Source organism: Paraburkholderia sp. BL27I4N3 (assembly GCF_003386115.1).
Classification (GTDB): Bacteria; Pseudomonadota; Gammaproteobacteria; order Burkholderiales; family Burkholderiaceae; genus Paraburkholderia.
Genome location: NZ_QREJ01000001.1, coordinates 6,289,742 through 6,309,716 on the forward strand (window position 1 = coordinate 6,289,742; position 19,975 = coordinate 6,309,716).

The 19,975-nt window shown below is 61.6% G+C and carries 18 protein-coding genes and 1 pseudogene; 7 read left to right on the forward strand and 12 right to left on the reverse strand.

The genetic code is table 11. The features are described from left to right. Nucleotides 1–51: 51 nt before the first annotated feature. Nucleotides 52–285, reverse strand: coding sequence for a hypothetical protein (locus B0G71_RS28580; protein WP_012426179.1), 234 nt, complete (start codon nt 283–285; stop codon nt 52–54). A 323-nt stretch (nt 286–608) separates the two neighbouring features. Here B0G71_RS28580 and B0G71_RS28585 point away from each other — a divergent pair, with 323 nt between their 5' ends. After that, on the forward strand, nt 609–1,061 hold the full coding sequence (locus tag B0G71_RS28585; RefSeq protein ID WP_041759487.1) for a DUF3005 domain-containing protein: 453 nt from the start codon (nt 609–611) through the stop codon (nt 1,059–1,061). A 216-nt stretch (nt 1,062–1,277) separates the two neighbouring features. Beyond that, nucleotides 1,278–1,883: a short chain dehydrogenase gene (locus tag B0G71_RS28590; RefSeq protein WP_012426177.1), complete on the forward strand. Its 606-nt coding sequence runs from the start codon at nt 1,278–1,280 to the stop codon at nt 1,881–1,883. A 105-nt stretch (nt 1,884–1,988) separates the two neighbouring features. On the opposite strand, the gene araD is transcribed toward B0G71_RS28590, so the two are convergent. From araD to B0G71_RS28620, 6 genes are all read right to left on the reverse strand, one after another. After that, complete coding sequence (araD, locus tag B0G71_RS28595) at nt 1,989–3,794, reverse strand: L-arabinonate dehydratase (protein WP_258875677.1); 1,806 nt, start codon at nt 3,792–3,794, stop codon at nt 1,989–1,991. Nucleotides 3,795–3,806: 12 nt separating this feature from the next. Next, entirely contained in the window at nt 3,807–4,745 is a 939-nt protein-coding gene (locus B0G71_RS28600; RefSeq protein WP_116145989.1) for an ABC transporter permease, read from the reverse strand. Further along, nucleotides 4,745–5,623: an ABC transporter permease gene (locus tag B0G71_RS28605; protein ID WP_116145990.1), complete on the reverse strand. Its 879-nt coding sequence runs from the start codon at nt 5,621–5,623 to the stop codon at nt 4,745–4,747. Before B0G71_RS28605 ends, B0G71_RS28600 begins: the two co-directional genes overlap by 1 nt. After that, nucleotides 5,620–6,699, reverse strand: a complete 1,080-nt coding sequence (locus B0G71_RS28610) for an ABC transporter ATP-binding protein (protein ID WP_116145992.1) — start codon at nt 6,697–6,699, stop codon at nt 5,620–5,622. The genes B0G71_RS28605 and B0G71_RS28610 overlap by 4 nt, the downstream gene beginning before the upstream one ends. A gap of 89 nt (nt 6,700–6,788) precedes the next feature. Further along, nucleotides 6,789–7,958: an extracellular solute-binding protein gene (locus tag B0G71_RS28615; RefSeq protein ID WP_116123148.1), complete on the reverse strand. Its 1,170-nt coding sequence runs from the start codon at nt 7,956–7,958 to the stop codon at nt 6,789–6,791. 239 nt (nt 7,959–8,197) lie between these two features. After that, a complete protein-coding gene (locus B0G71_RS28620; protein WP_116145994.1) occupies nt 8,198–9,139 on the reverse strand; it encodes an SMP-30/gluconolactonase/LRE family protein in 942 nt (313 codons plus the stop codon). Between the two features lie 795 nt (nt 9,140–9,934). Between B0G71_RS28620 and B0G71_RS28630 the strand changes: the two genes are divergently transcribed. Continuing rightward, a complete protein-coding gene (locus tag B0G71_RS28630; protein WP_116145995.1) occupies nt 9,935–10,639 on the forward strand; it encodes a LuxR family transcriptional regulator in 705 nt (234 codons plus the stop codon). Here the strand turns inward: B0G71_RS28630 and B0G71_RS28635 are convergent. Further along, a complete protein-coding gene (locus B0G71_RS28635; protein ID WP_106276804.1) occupies nt 10,623–10,940 on the reverse strand; it encodes a hypothetical protein in 318 nt (105 codons plus the stop codon). The two genes, B0G71_RS28630 and B0G71_RS28635, sit on opposite strands and share 17 nt — an antisense overlap. A gap of 152 nt (nt 10,941–11,092) precedes the next feature. Between B0G71_RS28635 and B0G71_RS28640 the strand changes: the two genes are divergently transcribed. After that, nucleotides 11,093–11,686 (forward strand): acyl-homoserine-lactone synthase, encoded by a 594-nt coding sequence (locus tag B0G71_RS28640; RefSeq protein ID WP_116145997.1) that lies wholly within the window; start codon nt 11,093–11,095, stop codon nt 11,684–11,686. A 210-nt stretch (nt 11,687–11,896) separates the two neighbouring features. Here the strand turns inward: B0G71_RS28640 and B0G71_RS28645 are convergent, their stop codons facing one another. Next, entirely contained in the window at nt 11,897–12,586 is a 690-nt protein-coding gene (locus B0G71_RS28645) for a FadR/GntR family transcriptional regulator (protein ID WP_116145998.1), read from the reverse strand. A 289-nt stretch (nt 12,587–12,875) separates the two neighbouring features. Between B0G71_RS28645 and B0G71_RS28650 the strand changes: the two genes are divergently transcribed. The 3 genes from B0G71_RS28650 to B0G71_RS28665 all read left to right on the forward strand — a co-directional run bounded on the left by B0G71_RS28650 (nt 12,876) and on the right by B0G71_RS28665 (nt 15,843). Then, nucleotides 12,876–13,343, forward strand: a complete 468-nt coding sequence (locus tag B0G71_RS28650) for a universal stress protein (RefSeq protein ID WP_116146000.1) — start codon at nt 12,876–12,878, stop codon at nt 13,341–13,343. Between the two features lie 254 nt (nt 13,344–13,597). Further along, a complete protein-coding gene (gene fnr / locus B0G71_RS28660; RefSeq protein ID WP_404935410.1) occupies nt 13,598–14,401 on the forward strand; it encodes a fumarate/nitrate reduction transcriptional regulator Fnr in 804 nt (267 codons plus the stop codon). Nucleotides 14,402–14,532: 131 nt separating this feature from the next. Next, entirely contained in the window at nt 14,533–15,843 is a 1,311-nt protein-coding gene (locus B0G71_RS28665) for an SUMF1/EgtB/PvdO family nonheme iron enzyme (RefSeq protein WP_116146005.1), read from the forward strand. A gap of 55 nt (nt 15,844–15,898) precedes the next feature. Here B0G71_RS28665 and B0G71_RS28670 read toward each other — a convergent pair whose 3' ends face one another. The 3 genes and pseudogenes from B0G71_RS28670 to B0G71_RS28685 all read right to left on the reverse strand — a co-directional run bounded on the left by B0G71_RS28670 (nt 15,899) and on the right by B0G71_RS28685 (nt 19,949). After that, a complete protein-coding gene (locus B0G71_RS28670; RefSeq protein ID WP_116146006.1) occupies nt 15,899–16,705 on the reverse strand; it encodes an IS5 family transposase in 807 nt (268 codons plus the stop codon). Nucleotides 16,706–16,747: 42 nt separating this feature from the next. Next, nucleotides 16,748–17,757, reverse strand: a pseudogene (locus tag B0G71_RS28675) (IS30 family transposase). A gap of 335 nt (nt 17,758–18,092) precedes the next feature. After that, the gene (locus tag B0G71_RS28685) at nt 18,093–19,949 is read right to left on the reverse strand and encodes a diguanylate cyclase domain-containing protein (RefSeq protein ID WP_116146008.1); all 1,857 of its coding nucleotides are present in this window, start codon (nt 19,947–19,949) and stop codon (nt 18,093–18,095) included. Nucleotides 19,950–19,975: the final 26 nt, after the last annotated feature.

The window sequence follows — 19,975 nt, forward strand, 5'->3', positions numbered from 1 at the left end:
GCAGCCCCGCTCGACGGCGGAGCACGCGGTACGACATGGCGCCGGAGGCGCTCAGATGGTCACGCTGCTCGCGTCGATCCAGCGCACCGCCCAGTCGCGCGCATGCGCAATGGCGGCCGCTTCCTCACGAAAGCGCAAGTCGGTGGGAAAAAAACGGTTGGCGACCAGTTCGCCGTCGCTCGAGCGGGAGATGACCACGTAAGGTTGCCAAGTGCCATCCACCGCGCGCGCGGGGGCGCAATTTAACAAATAGCCGCGATGTGTGAATGCAGCATCGAAGTGCATGTGTCACCCGCCCTGACGGCCCCGTAAAATGTTTTGAGTGGCGCGCAGACGGTGCTACCGGCCATCAAGAAATAGCCGGACCGAATGTCTTCCAATTTAACCGCGCTTCGCTCGTCGGAGTAAGATCATACTCTGTAGAAAATACGCGTCCATTAAAAAAATCGAAAAGAATCGCGGACGCAATCGCCAGCCGAATACCTCACTCGCAACTGCGCATGCGACTGCGGACAAAGCGCAGCAAGAACAGGTGAATCAGGGTTTGTGCGAGGCGGAACGGGTTTTGCTGCATGTCACACCATGTCCTCTTCAAAGGAGAATGCATGATGAACAGCGATATCAAGAAGCCAGCAGACGCAACGCAACCGGCTGCCACCAGCCGCGCGAACACTGCGGAATTGCACAACGACCGCACCCACGACAGCACCGTCGACACCGACGGCAAAAACCTCGAAGCCGCGCGCATAGCGGGCCACAGCCCCATCTCGCCCGACGAAATCACCACCAGCAATGCAACCCTCACGAACAGCGTGCCCGAGTCGCTCGACGGCATGGCCGGCTTCGACAGCCGGGTTGGCGGCAATCATCTGCTGCTCGCGCTCGAACCGGGTTACACCGTGATCGACAAAGGCATGGTCGCGCCGCAAGGTGCGTATTCGGCGGACCATCAGTACGACGATCCACGGCCGGTCGGCAGCCGTCAGGACCGCGGCCGCATTCATTACGCCCTTAATCATTTGCGCCCTACGAGGCTGATCGAATTACATCGGGTGAAATAAACATTCGCGCAAAGTTCGCATTTGATTGCGCGTTTGAATTCTCGCGCGAGCCCTAATTAATCCGTGTATTGCGAAGCGCGCACCGTTTGATTCGCGGTGCGCGCTTTTACTTCGATTAGAAACTCAGGGTTGCAGGACCTGCACGCCGGCGAGGCTATTTCCTTGCGGCAAACATCGGCAGAATCGACTGCACGTCAACCCTCAACGGAGCAGTAGATGAAAAAGATCGTCGTGATCGGCGCCACCGGCACGCTGGGGCAAGCGGTGAGCGCGGAACTGAAGGCGCGCCATGAAGTGATCGAGGTGGGCGCGACGCGCGGGCAATACCACGTCGACAGCACCGACCCGGCGAGCGTCGAGCGGCTCTTTCGCGAGATCGGCAAAGTGGATGGCGTTGTGACCGCGACCGGCAGGGTGTATTTCGGTCCGTTGCCCGAGATGAGCATCGAACAGTTCTGGGTTGGCCTGCGCGACAAGCTGATGGGCCAGATCAACGTGGTGCTCACGGGTCAGCAATATGTGAACGACGGCGGCTCGTTCACGTTGACGAGCGGCATCCTCGCTGAGGAACCGATTCTGCAGGGCGCGAGCGCGACCACCGTCAATCTGGCACTCGAAGGTTTCGTGCGCGGCGCGGCGATCGAAATGCCGCGCGGCATTCGCATCAACCTGGTGAGCCCGACCGTGCTCACCGAAGCGATGGACGCTTATGCGCCCTACTTCCGCGGCTTCGAGCCGGTGACGGCGCAGCGCGCGGCGATGGCTTATCTGCGCAGCGTGGAAGGCGCGCAGACTGGCCGCGTGTATCGCGTCGGCTATTGAAGTGAAGGATTCACGCGATGCGGCTATCGAGCCGCATCGCGCCCTGTTCCCACCTTGCCGGCGCGCTGCAAGGGCCGCGTCACGCTGTCGACGGGCCTCATCGACTCAGTGAATCTCCGGCTCGCCCGTATCTTTGGCGACGTCCGCATCGGGTGCAGCTTGCGCGCCGCCGCGTTGCAGGAAATCGAAATCGCAACCTTGATTCGCCTGCATCACATGCACCTGATGCATCGCGCCGTAGCCGCGCGTGAAACGCGGCGCCGGTCTGACCCACGCAGCTTTGCGGCGCGCGAGTTCATCATCCGTCACCAGCAGGTTGAGTTTGCGTCGCGGCACGTCGAGCTCGATCATGTCGCCGCTCTCGACCAACGCAAACGGCCCGCCGATGAACGACTCCGGGGCGACGTGCAGCACGCACGCGCCGTAACTCGTCCCGCTCATCCGCGCATCCGATATGCGCACCATGTCGCGCACGCCTTTCTGCAGCAATTTTCGCGGGATGGGTAATTGCCCCCATTCAGGCATCCCCGGCGCCCCGACCGGTCCCGCGTGCTGAAGCACGATCACACTGTTCTCGTCGATGTCGAGCGCGTCGTCGTCGATGCGCGCGGCCATGTCGTTGTAGTCCTTGAACACCACCGCGCGGCCGGTGTGCACGAGCAGATGCGGTTCGGCGGCGCCGGGTTTGATCACAGCGCCGTCGGGCGCGATGTTGCCGCGTAGCACCGCGAGCCCGCTGTTGGGCAGCAGCGGCTTGTCACGCCGGCGGATCACGTCGTCGTTGAAAATCTCCGCGCCTTCGAGATTCTCGCCGAGCGTGCGGCCGTTGACGGTTTTCTGCGAACGGTCGATCAGCTCGCCCAATTCGGCGAGCAAGGCGCGCAAACCGCCCGCGTAGAAAAAGTCCTCCATCAGATACGCACCGGTCGGACGGACGTTCGCCAAAACCGGCGTGTGGCGTGAGATGTCGTCGTAGCGATCGAGCGTCAACTCGATGCCGGCGCGCCGCGCAAGCGCGATCATGTGCACGATCGCGTTGGTCGAACCGGACAGCGCGAGGCAGGTGGTCACGGCGTTATCGACGGAACCTGCCGTGATCAGGTCGGACGGTTTGAGGTCCTCCCACACCATCTCGACGATACGCTTGCCGGTTTTCGCCGCCATCTGCGCATGGCGCGAATCCACTGCGGGAATCGACGCGAAACCGGGCAGCGTGAAGCCGAGCGCTTCGACCGCGCTCGTCATGGTCGACGCGGTGCCCATGGTCATGCAGTGCCCCGGCGAGCGCGCAATGCCGCCTTCTATGCCCTGCCAGTCGTCCTGCGTGATCGTGCCCGCGCGCAATTCTGCCCAGTATTTCCAGACGTCAGAACCGGAGCCGAGCGTCACGCCGTTCCAATTCCCGCGCAACATCGGGCCGGCGGGCAGGAAGATCGCCGGCAAGTCCATCGAGATTGCGCCCATCAGCAAAGCGGGCGTGGTTTTGTCGCAACCGCCCATCAGCACGACGCCGTCAGCGGGATAGGAGCGCAGCGTTTCCTCGGCTTCCATGGCAAGGAAGTTGCGATACAGCATCGTGGTGGGCTTCTGGAACGGCTCGGAGAGCGTCTGCACCGGCAGTTCGACCGGAAAGCCGCCGGCCTGCCAGATGCCGCGCTTCACTTCCTCGACACGCTGCTTGAAGTGCGTATGACAAGCGTTGATCTCGCTCCACGTGTTGAGAATCGCAATGACCGGTTTGCCGGCGTATTCCTCGCGGTCATAGCCCATTTGCGCGGTGCGCGAACGATGGCCAAACGAGCGCAGATCGTTCACGCCGTACCAGCGGTGGCTGCGCAGTTCTTCGGGTTTCTTTCGCTTCGTCAACGTCTGCTCCACGATGTCTTTCGCCACGCCGCAAGAGTGGCTCATGTTCGGGCATATTCAGCGCTTCTGTTCCTTCACACGCGACACGATCTGCGTCGGGCTCACGAATTGCAGTGCGATCAGCACCCAGATCAGCGTGATCGCCATATAGATCATCGCCATCGCATCGATCGATTGCGGCGCGCGCACGCCGGTTGAAAAGACAGCGTAGTACAGCGCGACCACAAGCGTTTGCGTCGCGGGGCCCGCGGTGAAAAAAGTCAGCTCGAACATGCCGATGGTGCGCACCAGCACCAGCAAGCCCGCGGCCAGCATGCCGGGCACGAGCAACGGCAGCAGCACATAGCGGAAATAGCGAAACGTGTTGGCGCCGAAAATACGCGCCGCCGCTTCGAGATTCGGATCGATCTGTTCAATGAAGGGCGTCATCACGAGAATCACGAACGGCAACGCCGGCACGAGGTTGGCCAGAATCACGCCGCTCAGCGTGCCGGCGAGGCCGACCTTGTACATGACCGTCGCCATGGGAATGCCGTACGTGACAGGCGGCACCATCAGCGGCAACAGGAAAATCAGCATCGCGATGCGCTTGCCGGCAAATTGCACGCGCGCGAGCGCGTAAGCCGCGGGCACGCCGAGCAGGACCGACAGCAGCACGACTGCGCCGACCACTTCGACGGTCACCCACAACACACTCGCCAACTGGAAATCGCTCCACGCCTGCGCATACCAATGCAGCGTGAAGCCTTGCGGCAGCAAGGTGCCGAACCAGCGCGTCGCGATCGAATTGACCGCCACGGTCGCGATCAGCAGCACCACGTTGACGAGGAAGAACACCATCGCGCCCCACACCAGCACGCGCCAGACGCGGCCTGGCACGCCGGTGCGCTGCCGGGTGTGACCGGTGCGCTTATCCGGCTCGCGCGCACCGTCGTCGTGATCCTTTGATGCCGGCGAGGACCACGAAGGCTGCGCCGCGCGATGATCGGTCGTCATCAGCCTTTGCCTCCTGTGGCCGGACCGCTGTAGAAGAAGCGGCGCGCGCCGAGCAGTGCGGCAACCACCAGCAACTGCACGAAGCCCATGACCATCGCGATCGCGGACGCCAGCGAATAGTCGTAACTTTCGAACGCGGCTTCGGCGGCGGCGATCGACATCACGCGCGTCGGCCCGGCCGGCGCGCCGAGCAGCACCGCCGACGGAAATACCGAAAACGCCTGCACGAACGACAGACACGCCGCCATCGTCAACCCCGGAACCAGCAGCGGCAGATAGATGCGGCGAAACTGCTGCCACGGACTCGCGCCGAGCGTCGCGGCCGCGGCCGCGAGCGTCGGGTCGATGCCGGTCACGTACGACAGCGTCAACAGAAACGCAAACGGGAAGCCCGACACGATCAGTGAAATCAGCACGCCCCAGAAGTTATGCGTGAGGCGCACTTCCTGCGTATAGAGATGCAGGCCGTGGAGCGCTTGCGGAAACCAGCCGTTCGGGCCGAAGTACGTGAGCATGCCGTCGGCGATCAACACGGTGCCGAGGGTTACGGGAATTACCAGCAGCGTCGTGACGAACTTCTGATAGCGCGAGTAGCGGCGCAACGCGAATGCCACCGGCACCGAGACGCCCACGTTGATCAGCGTGGCCGGCACCGAGAGCTTGAGCGTGACGAAGATCGTCGGCCACATCGACGTGTCGGTGAAAAAGGCCAGATAGTTGGCCCACAGGCCGCCGCCGTTCATCGGCCGGAACGACAGCACCAGACCGTATGCGAACGGATAAATGAACAACGCGACGATGAACAGCAACGCCGGCGCGACGAGCCACGCCTTGGCGTCGTGCGGCGCGAGCGGCGGCGACAGCGTGGGCGTGTTCATGCCGTCTCCGCGTCGTAGACGAGCGTGCGCGACGGCGGCACGCGCAAGCTGATTCGCTCGCCCTCTTCGAATTCTCCGCCGACGCGCGCCCAGATATCGCCGAACGCCGTCTTCACGCGCAGCAGCGAATCGCGGCCGCCGTATTCGACGGTCGTCACCAACGCATCGAAGGCATTCTCCGCGCCGGGCGCGGCGCGCTCCATATCCTCGGGACGCAGCGCGACGCTCACGCGTTTGCTGTTGAAGCCGGCCATTGGCGTGCCGAGCAGACGCACACCGTTCGCGCTCACCATCACGCCTTCGCCTTGCGTGCCTTCGAGTTCGAACTCGGCCACGTTGCGATAGCCCATGAAGCGCGCGACGTGCAGATTCTGCGGCCGCGTATAGACCTCTTTCGGCGTGGCAACCTGCTGCACCACGCCTTCCCTCATCACGACGATGCGATCGGCCATGGACAGCGCCTCGTCCTGATCGTGCGTCACGTAAAGCGTCGCGCGCTCGAGCTGGCTATGGATGCGGCGAATCTCCGCGCGCATTTCGATGCGTAGCTTGGTGTCGAGATTCGACAGCGGTTCGTCCATCAGGATCAGCGGCGGCTCGATCACGATCGCGCGCGCAATCGCGACGCGTTGCTGCTGGCCGCCGGACAGTTGTCCAGGCAGCTTGCGCTCGTGCCCGACGAGTTGCACGAGTTGCAACGCTTCGCGCACCCGGCGCACAGCTTCGCTCTTGCCGATGCCGCGCATCTTCAAACCAAAGCCGACGTTGTCGAGCACGCTCATATGCGGAAACAGCGCGTAGTTCTGAAACACCATGCCGAAGCCGCGCTTCTCCGGCGGCAGCACGTCGATGCGTTTGTCGTCGAGCCAGATGCCGCCGCTGCTCAACGGCTGCAATCCGGCGATGCAATTGAGCGCCGTCGATTTGCCGCAACCGGACGGCCCCAGCAACGCGATGAACTCGCCACGCTGGATGGTCAGATCGAGTCCCCGCAGCGCCGCGATCGCCTGGCCTTCCGCATTCGTGAAACTGCGGCTCACCGAGTCGAGCCGCAACTGTTCAAAGTGATGCTTCATGGCGGTTTCCTGATACGCGCGAGGCGTACGCCGTCATAGATCACGTGAGGATCGAGACGGCATGCGTGCGTGCACTGCGGGAGCGGAGGCTACTTGGTCTTCTGCGCGCCGACCTCGGTGTCCCATTTCTTGAAAGCCGCGACCATCGCCGCGGCATTCAGCGGCAATACGTGCGGACGCTCGGCCAGCAGCTTCGCGTACTCCGGCCGGCCGTATTTCTTCAGCACGTCCTGGCTGTGCGCCGGCGCCTGCTCGACGCTCACGCCCTTGATCGCCGGGCCGGGATAGAAATAACCGTCGTCATAGGTCATGGCCTGCTGCGCCGGCTCGAGCATGAAGTTCATCAGCTTGTAGAGCACGTCGAGCTTTTCCTTCGGCACGCCTTTCGGAATCACCATGTAGTGCGCGTCGTTCACCCACGTCATGTTGTCGAACGCCTGCACGCGGAATTCGGCCGGCACAATACCGAGCGCGCGCGGATTGATGTCCCAGCCTGTCACGGTCACGGTCATGTCGCGCGTGCCTTCGCCGAGCTCCTTCATCACCGCCGAGGTGCCGCCCGGATAGTAAGGAATGCAATCGTTCAGTTGCTTCAGAAAGGCCCACGTCTTGTCCCATCCGTGAATCGGATCCTGCGGATCCTTGTCGCCGAGCACGTACGGCAAGCCCATCAGGAACGTGCGGCCCGGACCGGAATTCGCCGGCCGTGCATAGATCAGTTTGTCCGGGTGCGCCTTGCACCATTGCAGCAGTTGTTCGGGCGTCTTCGGCGGGTCGCTGACCTTGGCGGGGTTGTATTCGAGCAGCGGGCCGGCAGGCATGTACGCTACTTCGAGCCCGTAGCCTTGCGCGAGATCCTGCATCTTGCGCGGACCCGGCGCGTATTTGTCGAGCACGCCGGGGAACGCAGCCGCGTTCTCGGGCATCAACTTCATCCATAGACCCTGTTCGATGCCCGCGGCGAGCGCGTCGGTGCCGGTCAGCACGAGATCGATATCGGAGCGGCCGGCGGCCTGCATCGCTTTGATCTTGCCGGGCAACTGCGGCGCAGGCGCATTGGTGAAGGTGAGATTGGCGACGAGGTTCGGGTACTTCGCCTTGAAGGCCTCGAAGCCTTTTTGCGTGAGTTGAAGGTCGCCGGCCACGTCGACGATATTGAGCGTGACCGGGTCGGCCGCGTGCGCGGCGGATGCGAAAGCGGCGCTCGCCGCGAGACATACGGACACCAGCCTGAGCGCCAACCTGTCTGAAACAGTCATTGCGTCTCCTCGCTTCTTGGTATGGAAATCCGCCGGTCGAATGCGCTGCTGGCGGTGTCTTTCTACCAATGGAACATAGCGAAGCGGGACAGCTGATGTCAAGCCAATACTCGTGGCGGCAACCGGCCCCCGAAAACCGCGGTTTTCCTGATGAATCCTTGCCGCTCAATGGCTTGCGCGCTGCATCCGAGGGCAAACCCGAAGTCGAACACGTACTCTGACGACGACTTGTCAGGCAACTAGCCGCCTTGCACGCCTTGCGTGTTCACGTAGAGCGAATAAAGTCCGTGGCTTGCCGCCATGAACAGCCGGTTGCGATGCCGCCCGCCGAAACATACATTCGCGCAGCGCTCCGGCAGCGCAATGTGGCCGAGCGGCTCGCCTTGCGACGTGAAGACGCGCACGCCGTCGAGTTCATCGGTGCCCATGCCCCAGCCGCACCACAGATTGCCGTGGACATCGACGCGAAAGCCGTCCGGCGTGCCCGGACCGGCGTCGATCAGCACGCGGTTGTTCGACAGCGCGCCGCCGTTGTTGTCGACGTCGAACGCACGGATTTTGCGGCTTGGCTCGCCGCGCGATTCGACGATATACAACACCGACTCGTCCGGCGAGAACGCCAGACCGTTGGGGCCGAGCACGTCGTCGGCGACGACGGTGACTTCGCCGGATTGGCCGTCGATGCGGTACACGCACGCCGGCAGTTCCGACTCCTGCTGCTCGCCCTCATAGAAACTGTCGATGCCGAAGGTCGGATCGCTGAACCAGATCGAGCCGTCCGATTTCACGACGACGTCGTTCGGCGAATTGAAGCGCTTGCCGCGATAGCGGTCGGCGAGCACGGTGATCGAACCGTCGTATTCCGTGCGCGTGACACGGCGCGTCAGATGCTCGCAGCTGACGAGGCGGCCCTGACGGTCGCGCGTATGGCCGTTGGCATTGTTCGACGACTGGCGAAAGGTCGACACCGTGCCGCTTGGTTCATCCCAGCGCAGGATGCGGTCGTTCGGAATGTCGCTCCACAGCAGATAGCGGCCGTCGCCGAACCAGACCGGGCCCTCGGACCAGCGCGCGCCCTGATACAGGCACTCGACGGACGCGGAAGCAAGGATCAACGGTTTGAAGCGCGGATCGAGCACGCGGATGGAGGGATCGGGATAGCGTCGGCTGTTGTCGGTCATGCTGGCGGTTCAAGGCTCGAGGTAGGGTTAGCTTGCGCGGAACTCATGCTCTAACGCGAGCAGCACCCGCGCGGCGTGCTCGATCTTCGCACGATGCTCGGGTGGCGTCGAACTGAGCAACGGCAAAATCGGCCCGACGTCGGCGATCCTGGAAACGTCACGGCGCTGCGGAGCACGGGAATCAGTGAGATCTCGTCGCGCAAGTTTCGAGGGGCAAGAAGCCTCGTAAAGACGTTGCGCCCTCTCGCGACCACCCTTTTGACCGCTCGCGGCTGGGCTGAGAATGTTGTCAAACAACCTGATGACAAGCACGGTCCGGCGAATCTTCGCGCGAGGTGCGGACGTTGCAAACTACGCCATGTCGCTTTTGTATGACAATATAGCTTATGGCAGTGGCGTTTATCTCGCAGCAGCCGTCCCACCTGCGGACATACAAGATGGGCAATCAGTGCGATTTTGACCGGAATTTTGGCAGCGACCGCTAATTGGAATGCTTCCAATAATGTTGCCAATGAATGGCATCAAAACGGCTACTACGAGAGAATTACCCACATAAAGGATCGGTGAATGTTAATTCGATCAAAGAAATCAGTTACAAAGAGCGGTTCATTCGCATTCTCACCAGAGCGCCGCGCCTGGCATTGTTTAGAATTCACTTCTCGCTTTGCGAAATAAATTTTGGTGATAGATTGTGCAGATAAAAACCACCGGACGGAATGCCGTACCGCAATTAACCGCAACGGGATGTTTGCGAGCCTGAGAGAGTGAAAATTGTCGCTACATTTTATCGAGCAGATGGCACCGCTACTGAACGCCGCCGACGAAACGGAATGGTTCGGTGCAATCGCGGGCCTCGCCGAGACGTGGGGCTTCGACAGGCTTTTGATCGCCATGCTGCCGCGTCCGACCATTCGCCTGGAAGACGCCTATGTGCGCAGCACGTACGCGTCCACGTGGCGCCGTACTTATGACGAGCAGGGACTGGTTCACATCGACCCGACCGTCGCGCATTGCGCGACACGCGCCACGCCGCTGATCTGGTCGCCCGACATTTTCACGACCGCGGCGCAGCTTTCCATGTACGAGGAAGCCCGTTCGCACGGATTGCGTTCCGGCGTGACATTGCCGATTCACGGGCCGAACCAGGAAGCCGGCATGATGTGCTTCGTCAACGACAACAATCCCAACGATGAATTCTGGCGCCATATCAACGTGGCATTGCCGAATCTGGTGTTATTGCGCGACCTGGTAATCGACACGAGTCAGCGGCATTTGAATACGCACGCTCAGTCTTTAATGCCCAAACTGACGCCGCGCGAACGCGAATGCCTGAAATGGACCGCACGCGGCAAATCCACCTGGGAAATCTCCCACATCCTGAACTGTTCGGAAGCCGTGGTGAACTTCCACATGAAGAACATCAGAACGAAATTCGGTGTGAATTCGCGGCGTGCGGCGGCCGTGATCGCAGCGCAACTCGGGCTTATTGACCCGGGTTGAGCAAGGCGGCGGCGTCGCGGCTGTACAGCACGCGCTCGGCACGGCCCAGATCGGCGTCGGAAACGGTTTTGGTGAAATACAGACCCAGCAGGATCGAGACCGGCGCCGGGATTTCAGCACCCGATTCGAACCGGCTGCCGCGCGACTGCGTTACGCCGAAGCGGGCCCAGAAGCGGCGTTGGCTTTCTTTTTTCTTTTTGCGGTAAGCAATGATCAGAACCCGGTCCACCGCCGTGGACGGCTCCGCCGGGCGGGTTTGAAGGCCGGTTTGCGGTTGCCAATGATTTTCGAGGAGTTCCATTTTCGGTCCTGTCGGTTGAGTGCAGTGCTTGTCTCGAATTTTGCGTTACCCGATAAGCATGCACACCTATCCAGGTAGGTAGGTGGCAGAAACATTCAAAATGCATAAGTTTTCTTGCGTATTGGGTACCCCAACACGTTCAGGAGAACGTCATGCAAACAGCAATCCGGATTGGAATGCGTCAGGAATTCGACAACGCGGATATCAACGAGATGTACCGCCTGCGGGCGCGGGTGTTTCATGGGCGGCTCGGATGGGAAATCCCGACCATCGCGGGCATGGAGATCGACGGCTATGACGCGCTCGGTCCGCACTACATGCTGATCCAGGCCGACGACGGGCAAGTGCGCGGCTGTTGGCGCCTGATGCCGACCGAGGGGCCCAATATGCTGAAAGACACCTTCCCGCAGTTGCTGCATGGCGCGGCGGCGCCGGTAGGGCGGCACATCTGGGAATTGAGCCGGTTCGCGATCGAAACCATCGGCGAGGAGCAATCGTTCGGCTTTGCGGATTTGACCATGCAGGCCATCCACGAACTGGTGACGTTCGCCGACCAGATGGGCATCACGCGGTATGTCACGGTGACCACGACGCCGATCGAGCGGCTGCTGCGCAAGACCGGCATCGACGTCAGCCGGCTCGGGTCGCCATTGCAGATCGGCGTGGAACGAGCGGTGGCGCTTGATATCGCGGTGAGTCCGAAGACTCGTACCGCGCTGTTCGGACCGATGGCCGTTGCGGCGTAGCGCTCGCCTGGTTGCCCTTTAGTTGCTGCCTGCCTGCTGCCTGCCTGCTGCCTGCCTGCTGCCTGCCTGCTGCCTGGCTGTTATCGCGCGGCCGGTTCGCTGCCGCGTAAGCGGCGGTTAGACGCCACGCCAGGGCGCCATGGAATCGCATTGGGCAAGTAGCTTGGCAACTCGCCGCCGCCCTGGCGCGCGGCGAGAGCGGGCGGCAGATCAGGAACCGAACATGCGCTCGAGCGCGTTCTCGAGATGCGCCCGCATGGCGTGCGCAGCGCCTCGCGCATCTTTGCGGCGGATCGCGTCGAGCACAGCCCTATGCTCGTCCTGCACGAGCCGCTGCCGCGCCACCGTTTTCACCAGCGAAAGATTGCGCGACAGGTTCATGCTGAACAGGATCTGCTCCTCGATGAACGACATGACCGTGATGAAAAACGGGTTCTTCGACGCACGCGCTACCGCCAGGTGGAACATAAAGTCGTCTTTCGCGCCGATCCCTTGCGTCTCGACGATCCGTTCCAATTGGTCCCAAGCGTGCTGGATGGCGGCAATGTCGTCGGCGTCGGCTTTGAGCGCCGCATGCTCCGCGGCGCCCGCTTCTGTCACGATGCGAAACTCATAGCAGCGACGGATATCGGACAGCGTTTCGAGCGGGGCGAAGCGGCGCACGTCCGGGTCCGGCCGGCGCGCCACCGTCGTGCCCGAACCGTGCCGGGTCATGATGATGCCGTCGGCTCGCAAGCGCGCCAGAGCTTCGCGCACCGTCGGCCTGGACGTCGCAAAACGCTCGGCCAGCGCATGCTCGGTCGGCAAGCGCTCACCTTCCTTGTACTCGCCTTCGACAATGCGATTGAGAATGTCGCCGTAGATCTTGTCGGGTAAGCCCGTCGTTTTGCGCTCGTTCATCAGCGGACTGGAGCAACTTGTCTGAGTAGACTGTAATTGTAAGGCAAACCTTGCTCCGCCTTGGACGCGGATATGCGCTGCGAATGGGAGCAAAGTCCCGTCGACGCTTGCCCTCCGGCGCTTGCTGAACCAGCCGACGCAATCGAAAAATTTGATAAGAGTTTGACTTACATCCAGGTGGAGCGCATGTTTTTCGGCGATCATGAAGGCTTGCATCAGCAATGATCGTCATTGCGCCCAGCGTTTGAAAACAGCTGCGGCATCCGGATCCTTCAGACGCGGAGTCGAAATGTACACACGCATTCTTGTAGCGGTCGACGGCAGCAACACCTCCCGCCGTGCATTCGAAGCAGCGCTCGCGCTCGCCAAATCCAGCGGCGCGGTCCTGCAGCCGCTCTACGTGGTCGAGAACACACCCATGTATTTCGAAGCGCCCGGTTACGACCCGTCCGTCTTGCGCAATCGCCTTGTCGAGGAAGGCATGGAACTCGGCGCCGAGTTCGCCAAGGCCATGACCGAGCAAGGCGTAAAAGGCGACCTGGTGGTGAGCGAGGCATCCACGATCGACGACGTTTCCGTGGTCGTGCTCAAAGCCGCCGCCGACTTCAACGCCGACTTGCTGGTCATGGGCACGCACGGGCGACGCGGCTTTCAGCGCCTGATCCTCGGCAGCGTCGCCGAGCGCTGCGTGCGGCAGGCGAGCCTGCCTGTGCTGCTCATTCCGTCCGCAGCGGGCAAGTCCGGCACCGCGGATTGATGAGCGCCGCGCCCGTGCGCAATGCGACTGCCTGTCGTATCGACCGCGCGCGCTCAATCAGCAAAGCGATCTTCTTCTGCCAGGGTATGAGCCGGTTTGCCTGCTCACCATTCATAGCAGTCCATCAACAAATTCACGAACGCCGGTGTGACATTGCTCAACGCGCCTGACTGCCCGAACGTGTCATTTTGACGCGAAGCGGGCGACGCGGCAGATGGGACAATCTGTCGGTACCCCACCACTGGCTGCAGAACATGCTCACTCCTATCGCTGTTACGCACTTCGCCGGCACTGCCGAACCCGCAGCCTCCGCCGCAAGTTCGTTGCCGGTGCGCGGCAGCCGTCGCGCGGCGCCATCAAGGGCAAGCGCGCGTTCCGCCGCTCGCTGTTCGAGTTGCGCCATGCGGCAGCTCTGCATGCCCCAAGGTTTGTCGCCCGACGAACTGATGAAACTCGAAACGCTCATCTGTTCCGCGCGCTCCGTTCAGCGCGGCGAAGCGCTGTATCGCAGCGGCGACCGCTTCGACAATATCTACGCCGTGCGCTCCGGTTCAATGAAAACCGTCATGGCGCACCGCGACGGCCGCGAACAGGTCACCGGTCTGCGGCTCGCGGGCGAAGCGCTCGGCCTCGACGGCATCAGCGACGACACGCACGCCTGCAGCGCGCTCGCGCTCGAAGACAGCACGGTCTGCATCGTCCCGTACACTGCGCTCAAGTCGCTGTGCCGCGAAATCAGTTCGATGCAGGAACGCATGCACAAGCTGCTGGGCGAGCAGATCGTCCGCGAAGCCGCGCAGATGATGGTGCTCGGTTCGCTCTCGGCGGACGAACGGGTCGCGGCATTCCTGCTCGACGTCTCCGAACGGAACGCGCGGCGAGGTTATTCGTCGGCGGAATTCAATCTGCGCATGACACGCGAGGACATGGGCAGCTACCTCGGCATGACGCTCGAAACCGTAAGCCGCACCCTGTCAAGATTTCAAAAGCGCGGCCTGATCGACACACAGGGCAAGCACATCCGGATCGTCGATCTGGACGGTCTGCAGCAAGTCTAGGCTTGCGGCGGGAGACGGCCCGCGCCGCCGCCGTCCCTCGCGCACTCCTTTTTTCACGCGCTTTCGTCTTGGCATGGCTCCTGCGAGCGGGTACAGTCTTTAGTCCGTCCCCCGCAAGGAGACCCGGCGAAATGAATCGCGACCCCGCCCCGCATCACCCGCTCGTGCAGCGGCTGATCGAAGCGCGTCAAGTGACTGACGCACTGTTTTCCATCGTCAAACCTGAGTTTCTGTATGAACGGCCGATCCGCGAGCGTCACCGGATCGTGTTTTACATCGGCCATCTGGAAGCTTTCGATCGTAATCTGTTCGATCAGCGCCTGTGCGATCTGCCGGCGTTCGATCCGCATCTCGACCAGCTTTTTGCCTTCGGCATCGATCCCGTCGACGGCGGTTTTCCGACCGATCAACCGAGTGACTGGCCGTCGCTCGACGTCGTTCGCGGCTACGGCTCGCGTGCGCGCGAGCAGATCGACCGTGAGCTCGACGCGCTGACACACGCCGCGCAACTCGACCGCACCGGTGCCCAGGCCGACGCCTCGGAGCAATTGTTGAATGTGGCGATCGAGCATCGGTTGATGCATGCTGAAACGCTGGCGTACATGCTCCATCAGTTGCCGCTTGCGCAGAAGGTCACGGAATTGCGCGAGCCTGTCGTGACGCGTGGGGAGCCACGTGACGCATTGTCTTCGATGGTCAGCGTACCGGCCGGCACAACTGTACTCGGCATGCCACGCGACGGTGGACGGTTCGGTTGGGACAACGAGTTCGGCGAAATGCAGGCCGAGGTGCCCGCCTTTGAAATCGACCGCCATATGGTTACGAACGGCGCATTCCGCGAGTTCATCGAGGCAGGCGGCTATCGCGAACCGAACTGGTGGTCGGAGAAGGATTGGGCGTGGAAAGAAGCCGAGCACATCGAGCATCCCGCGTGCTGGTCCCGGCACGATGCAGGCGGCCAGGCGAGCGCGTGGACATTTCGCACCATGTTCGATGAGGTGCCGCTGCCGCTCGACTGGCCCGCGTATGTGAGCCACGCCGAAGCCAGTGCGTACGCACGCTGGGCAGGCAAAGCATTGCCAACCGAAGCGCAATGGCAACGTGCGGCACAAGGCGCGCCGCACGCCGCGTCGGGAAATTTCGATTTTCGCAGCTGGGATCCGCAACCGGTAGACGAGTATCCGGACAACGTCAGCGCGTTCGGCGTGGAAGGACAATTCGGCAACGGCTGGGAGTGGACCTCGACGGTGTTCGATGCGTTGCCTGGCTTCGAAGCTTTTCCATTTTATCTGGGCTATTCGGCCAACTTTTTCGATGGCCAGCACTATGTGATCAAAGGCGGTTCGGCACGCACCGCGCAGTGCATGCTACGGCCGGCTTTCCGGAATTGGTTCCAGCCGCACTATCAGTATGTGTATGCGGGATTTCGGTGTGTGAGGTGATTGACAAATAAAGGGCGGTTTCAAGGGTGAAGCGCAACAGCGGGATTAGACGGTGTTAGGCACTTTTGTTAAGGGCTGCAAAGTGGACAAGCATAAGCACGGAGAATACGACGAAGTGCAAACCAGCCAAGGTTTCGGGCAATCGCTCGTAGTCTCTGGCCAGCCGGCGGAAGCGGTTGAGCCAGCCGAAGCTGCGCTCGACCACCCAGCGGCGCGGCAACAGCACGAAGCCCTTTTTCGCCTCCGACAGCTTGATTACCTGAAGCTCGATTCCTTCGTCGAGTGCTGCCTGCGCAGGCTCTTCGCCGGTATATCCCTGATCGGCGAACGCCACCTTGACCGTCTGGCCCGTGGCCTGCTGAACCTGACGCGCCAGTTCTCCGACCTGCGCACGTTCCTGTTCGTTGGCCGGCGTAACATGCACAGCAAGCAATTGCCCCAACGTATCAACCGCCATGTGGACCTTGCTGCCGCGTTTGCGTTTGTAGCCGTCGTAACCGGCGCGAGGTCCACTCTCGCAGGTCGACTGCAGGGTCCGCCCATCGAGAATGACCGCGCTGGGTTGACCACGACGCTCCTGGGCGATCCGGATGATCGAACGCAGGTCATTCACCATGGCCTCGAAACAGCCGGCCTGAATCCAGCGTTGCGTCTGCTGGTAGACCAGTTCCCACGGTGGAAAGTCATTGGGCAACAAACGCCACGGTGCACCCGCGCGTACGATCCAGCGAAGCGCGTTGAACATCTCACGCAGTTCGTAGCGGCGCTGCGGTGCGTCCTTGTTCATCAAGGTCAGGTACGGAGCGGCGAAGTACCACTCTTCATCCGATACATCCGTTGGGTAAGGCCTGCGTTTTTTCATCCCACCAGGATACCAGGTCCGACAAAAAGTGCCTAACACCCTCTAATGTTTAGAGCTTTGAGGTTGACTTGCTGATGCGAGGGTCGCGGTGAAGACCTCGAATGGCGAATGGAAGTTGTGAGTTGCACGAGGCCGGCTATTCAGACTGTCGGCGATGGCGTCGAGTTCGTCTTGACTGTAGACCGAAAGGTCGGTGCCTTTGGGCAGATACTGTCACAGCAGCCCGTTGGTGTTTTCGCAAGTGCCGCGCTGCCAGGGACTGTGCGGGTCGCAAAAGTACACGTTCACGCCGGTTGCGGCCGTGAACTCCTTGTTACGCGACATTTCTTTGCCCTGGTCATAAGTGAAGCTCTGCCGCAGTGGCGCGACAATCGAGTTGAGTTTGGCGGAGAAGGCCGCCAACGCTGAAGCTGCGGTGGCGTCTTCCATCTTTGCGAGCAGCACCAGGCGGCTGGTCCGTTCAACCAGAACGCCGACCGAGGACTGGTTGCCCGCGCCCTTGATGAAGTCGTCTTCCCAGTGTCTGGGCAGCAGTCGGTCCTCGATTTCGGGCGGGCCGCACATGAATACTGACCATGTCGGGAATCTGTCCGCGTCGGTCTGTGCCGCGTGTGCGCGGCATGCGCGTGCTGTGACCATGGCGCAGGCAGGCAATGAGCTGACGGCGCAGTTCGCCGCGCGGCTGGGCGTAGATGGCCGTGTAGATGGTTTCGTGCGAAACCTGCTGGGTCGGGTCGGTTGGATACATACGTTTCAGTGTGCCCGATATCTGCTGGGGTGACCATTTCCACTCAAGCAGTGGTGAGAACGATACGCCAGCAGACGCTTTGCAGGCAAAGCTTTGTGGGGCGGCGTGAGGCGCTGAGCGCTTCAGCCGCTACCGATGCGTAGCCTGCTGGCGAGCCGTTTCGCGTCAGTTCACGGCTAACGGTGGCCGGCGAGCGCCCGAGTATCCGGGCCATGGCCCGGATACTCGAACCCTGCAGATGCAGGCTTGCAATGGTCAGGCACTCTTCAGGTTGTAGTTGCTGGTACTGCGTTCTTTCGTGCATCGCAACACCTGATACGAAACGGTGTTGCACTTCAGATTTGAGGCCGCCATGTGTATGAATCACACAGGTTATTTCACATGGGTGGTGCTACCGGATCACGTAGACTCGATACAGCTCTTCCAGGCTGCCCTCAATAGTGGCATCAGCGTCGCACCGGGAGCTATCTTCTCTGCGGATGGCGCCTTCCGACACCGTGTGCGTCTGAACTATGGATACCCGTGGTCGGCACGGCTCGATAAGGCGGTCGCGACACTAGGCGCCCTGTGCGCCGATGAATCGCGATGCGGCGCAAAGCTGGCCGGTCCGGTTCAGCACGCATGAGACGGGCGTTGATCTCAACCCGGCACGCCGATCCGTGAATCGTGAAGCTCATGCACGACTATACGCGCCTTGCCCGCGACCTTCGCACGATACATTGCGGCATCCGCCGCGCGTAACAAGGCTTCCCCGCTCAATGAAGCTGCCTGGCCGCGCAGCAGCATGCCAATACTGGCCGATAACTGGATGACCTCCGCCCCAATCGTTACGGGCTGGCTCAGTGTCAGCAGGATTGCACGTGCAATTCTCTCCAGTGCAGCACGATCGATTGCAGGGCCGGTCAGCAGCACCGTGAACTCATCCCCGGCATGCCGCGCGACCAGATCCCCGCCACGCACGCAACGGCTGATCCGGCGCGCGGTTTCAACCAGTACTTCGTCGCCGCACTGATGCCCGTATGTATCATTCACGGCCTTGAAGCCGTCCAGGTCGATAAACATGATGGCAGCCACACCGTCGCCACCTGCTGCGCACGCCTCATCCAGCCTCTCGAGGAACGAGCGTCTGTTAGGCAGGCCGGTCAGCGCGTCGTGGAACGCCTGATGCCGCAGGCGATCGAGCAACGCCGTTCGCTCGGTCACATCGTGCACCAGCAGGTAGTACCCGTCAGCAGACTGATCGTGCACGCGACGCGGCACCAGCACACCACGCAGGACACGTCGACTCCCGTTAAGCGTCGCTCCAACCTCGTATTCGACCCTTTCGCCGTTGAGCACGCGCTGGACGTACGGCTCGATGGCAGCAAAAAAGTCAGCGTCGAGAACCTCACGGGTGAGCCGTCCCACGATCTCCTCCGGGTCCACCCCCAGCCACTCGCGATAGGTCGAGTTGGCGAACCGATAACGTCGCTCACCGTCGACGTAAGCGACCAACACCGGCAGATTGTCAGCGATGGCGCGCAAATCTACCCGCGTGGCTCCCAATTGTCGCTCGGCGGTCGTCAGTTGCTCATGCGCCCTGCGCAGAACTTCCGAAGCCTCATGTGCTCCCCGATGCAGTTCAGCCTCCCGCGCATCGCGCGCGGCCTTTTCTCGTTGCTCCGCCTCGGTATCGTGAATGACAAACAGCCAGCCTCCGTCGCGCATCGACGTCGTCTGCTCCAGTGCCACTTGCACTCGCGCTGGCTTACTTTGCTTGTTGCGTAGCCGGAACGTTACATCGAGCGTCAGGACCTCGACTCCACGTCCACGCTCAAGTGCCTGTACAGCCTCTTGAAGGTTGGTCCGGTCGCTCGCATGCAGCAGATCGAGTATGTTCGTTTTCGTCAGCGGAGCGCGCGAGTGCGCGAAGAATTTCACGCAGGCATCATTCATGTGCCGCCACTCCCAGTCCCTTCCGATATGCGCGATAGCGACCGGTGTCCGATGGAACGTCTCGACGTACAGTGCGTGCTGCGCCTGAAGCCGGTCAATGGCCTGAAGCACCTGCAAACGATCGGAGCTGTCCAGCTTGCGCAGGCCAACTTCGTGCTCGATCATTTGCCCCAGGTCTACCAGCATCTGACGCTGTTGGCGTGAGAAGCGCCGCGGCATCGAGTGCATCACACATAGCATACCGATGGGTTTGCCGCACGGTAGACGCAGCGCAATGCCGGCGAAAAAACGGATCCCCCATTCGCTGGTTGCCAGTGACCCCTGCGCAAGCTCCGCATCAGACAACGTATCCCTGACAACGAACGGTTCCTCGCATTGGAGCGTCCGGCTATAGTACTTCGCCACTTGGGCTACGACGTCTCGATCGCAGTTGTTGGCGCCTATGACTTGTGGCTGGCCCAAACTGTCGAGACATATAACGGATAATGGTAAATTCAGCGCGCGTGCGGCAATCCGGGTCACGCGTTCAAAGTACTGATCGTAGTCGTTTTCTGGTGGCATGGTGGCGCTGGTTGGTTATCGTTGCT

Bases quoted from the DNA above. Each gene is read 5' to 3' on its own strand.
- B0G71_RS28580 (WP_012426179.1), bottom strand. From the start codon at position 285: ATGCACTTCGATGCTGCATTCACACATCGCGGCTATTTGTTAAATTGC.
- B0G71_RS28585 (WP_041759487.1), top strand. From the start codon at position 609: ATGAACAGCGATATCAAGAAGCCAGCAGACGCAACGCAACCGGCTGCC.
- B0G71_RS28590 (WP_012426177.1), top strand. From the start codon at position 1,278: ATGAAAAAGATCGTCGTGATCGGCGCCACCGGCACGCTGGGGCAAGCG.
- araD (WP_258875677.1), bottom strand. From the start codon at position 3,794: ATGAGCCACTCTTGCGGCGTGGCGAAAGACATCGTGGAGCAGACGTTG.
- B0G71_RS28600 (WP_116145989.1), bottom strand. From the start codon at position 4,745: ATGACGACCGATCATCGCGCGGCGCAGCCTTCGTGGTCCTCGCCGGCA.
- B0G71_RS28605 (WP_116145990.1), bottom strand. From the start codon at position 5,623: ATGAACACGCCCACGCTGTCGCCGCCGCTCGCGCCGCACGACGCCAAG.
- B0G71_RS28610 (WP_116145992.1), bottom strand. From the start codon at position 6,699: ATGAAGCATCACTTTGAACAGTTGCGGCTCGACTCGGTGAGCCGCAGT.
- B0G71_RS28615 (WP_116123148.1), bottom strand. From the start codon at position 7,958: ATGACTGTTTCAGACAGGTTGGCGCTCAGGCTGGTGTCCGTATGTCTC.
- B0G71_RS28620 (WP_116145994.1), bottom strand. From the start codon at position 9,139: ATGACCGACAACAGCCGACGCTATCCCGATCCCTCCATCCGCGTGCTC.
- B0G71_RS28630 (WP_116145995.1), top strand. From the start codon at position 9,935: ATGGCACCGCTACTGAACGCCGCCGACGAAACGGAATGGTTCGGTGCA.
- B0G71_RS28635 (WP_106276804.1), bottom strand. From the start codon at position 10,940: ATGGAACTCCTCGAAAATCATTGGCAACCGCAAACCGGCCTTCAAACC.
- B0G71_RS28640 (WP_116145997.1), top strand. From the start codon at position 11,093: ATGCAAACAGCAATCCGGATTGGAATGCGTCAGGAATTCGACAACGCG.
- B0G71_RS28645 (WP_116145998.1), bottom strand. From the start codon at position 12,586: ATGAACGAGCGCAAAACGACGGGCTTACCCGACAAGATCTACGGCGAC.
- B0G71_RS28650 (WP_116146000.1), top strand. From the start codon at position 12,876: ATGTACACACGCATTCTTGTAGCGGTCGACGGCAGCAACACCTCCCGC.
- fnr (WP_404935410.1), top strand. From the start codon at position 13,598: ATGCTCACTCCTATCGCTGTTACGCACTTCGCCGGCACTGCCGAACCC.
- B0G71_RS28665 (WP_116146005.1), top strand. From the start codon at position 14,533: ATGAATCGCGACCCCGCCCCGCATCACCCGCTCGTGCAGCGGCTGATC.
- B0G71_RS28670 (WP_116146006.1), bottom strand. From the start codon at position 16,705: ATGAAAAAACGCAGGCCTTACCCAACGGATGTATCGGATGAAGAGTGG.
- B0G71_RS28685 (WP_116146008.1), bottom strand. From the start codon at position 19,949: ATGCCACCAGAAAACGACTACGATCAGTACTTTGAACGCGTGACCCGG.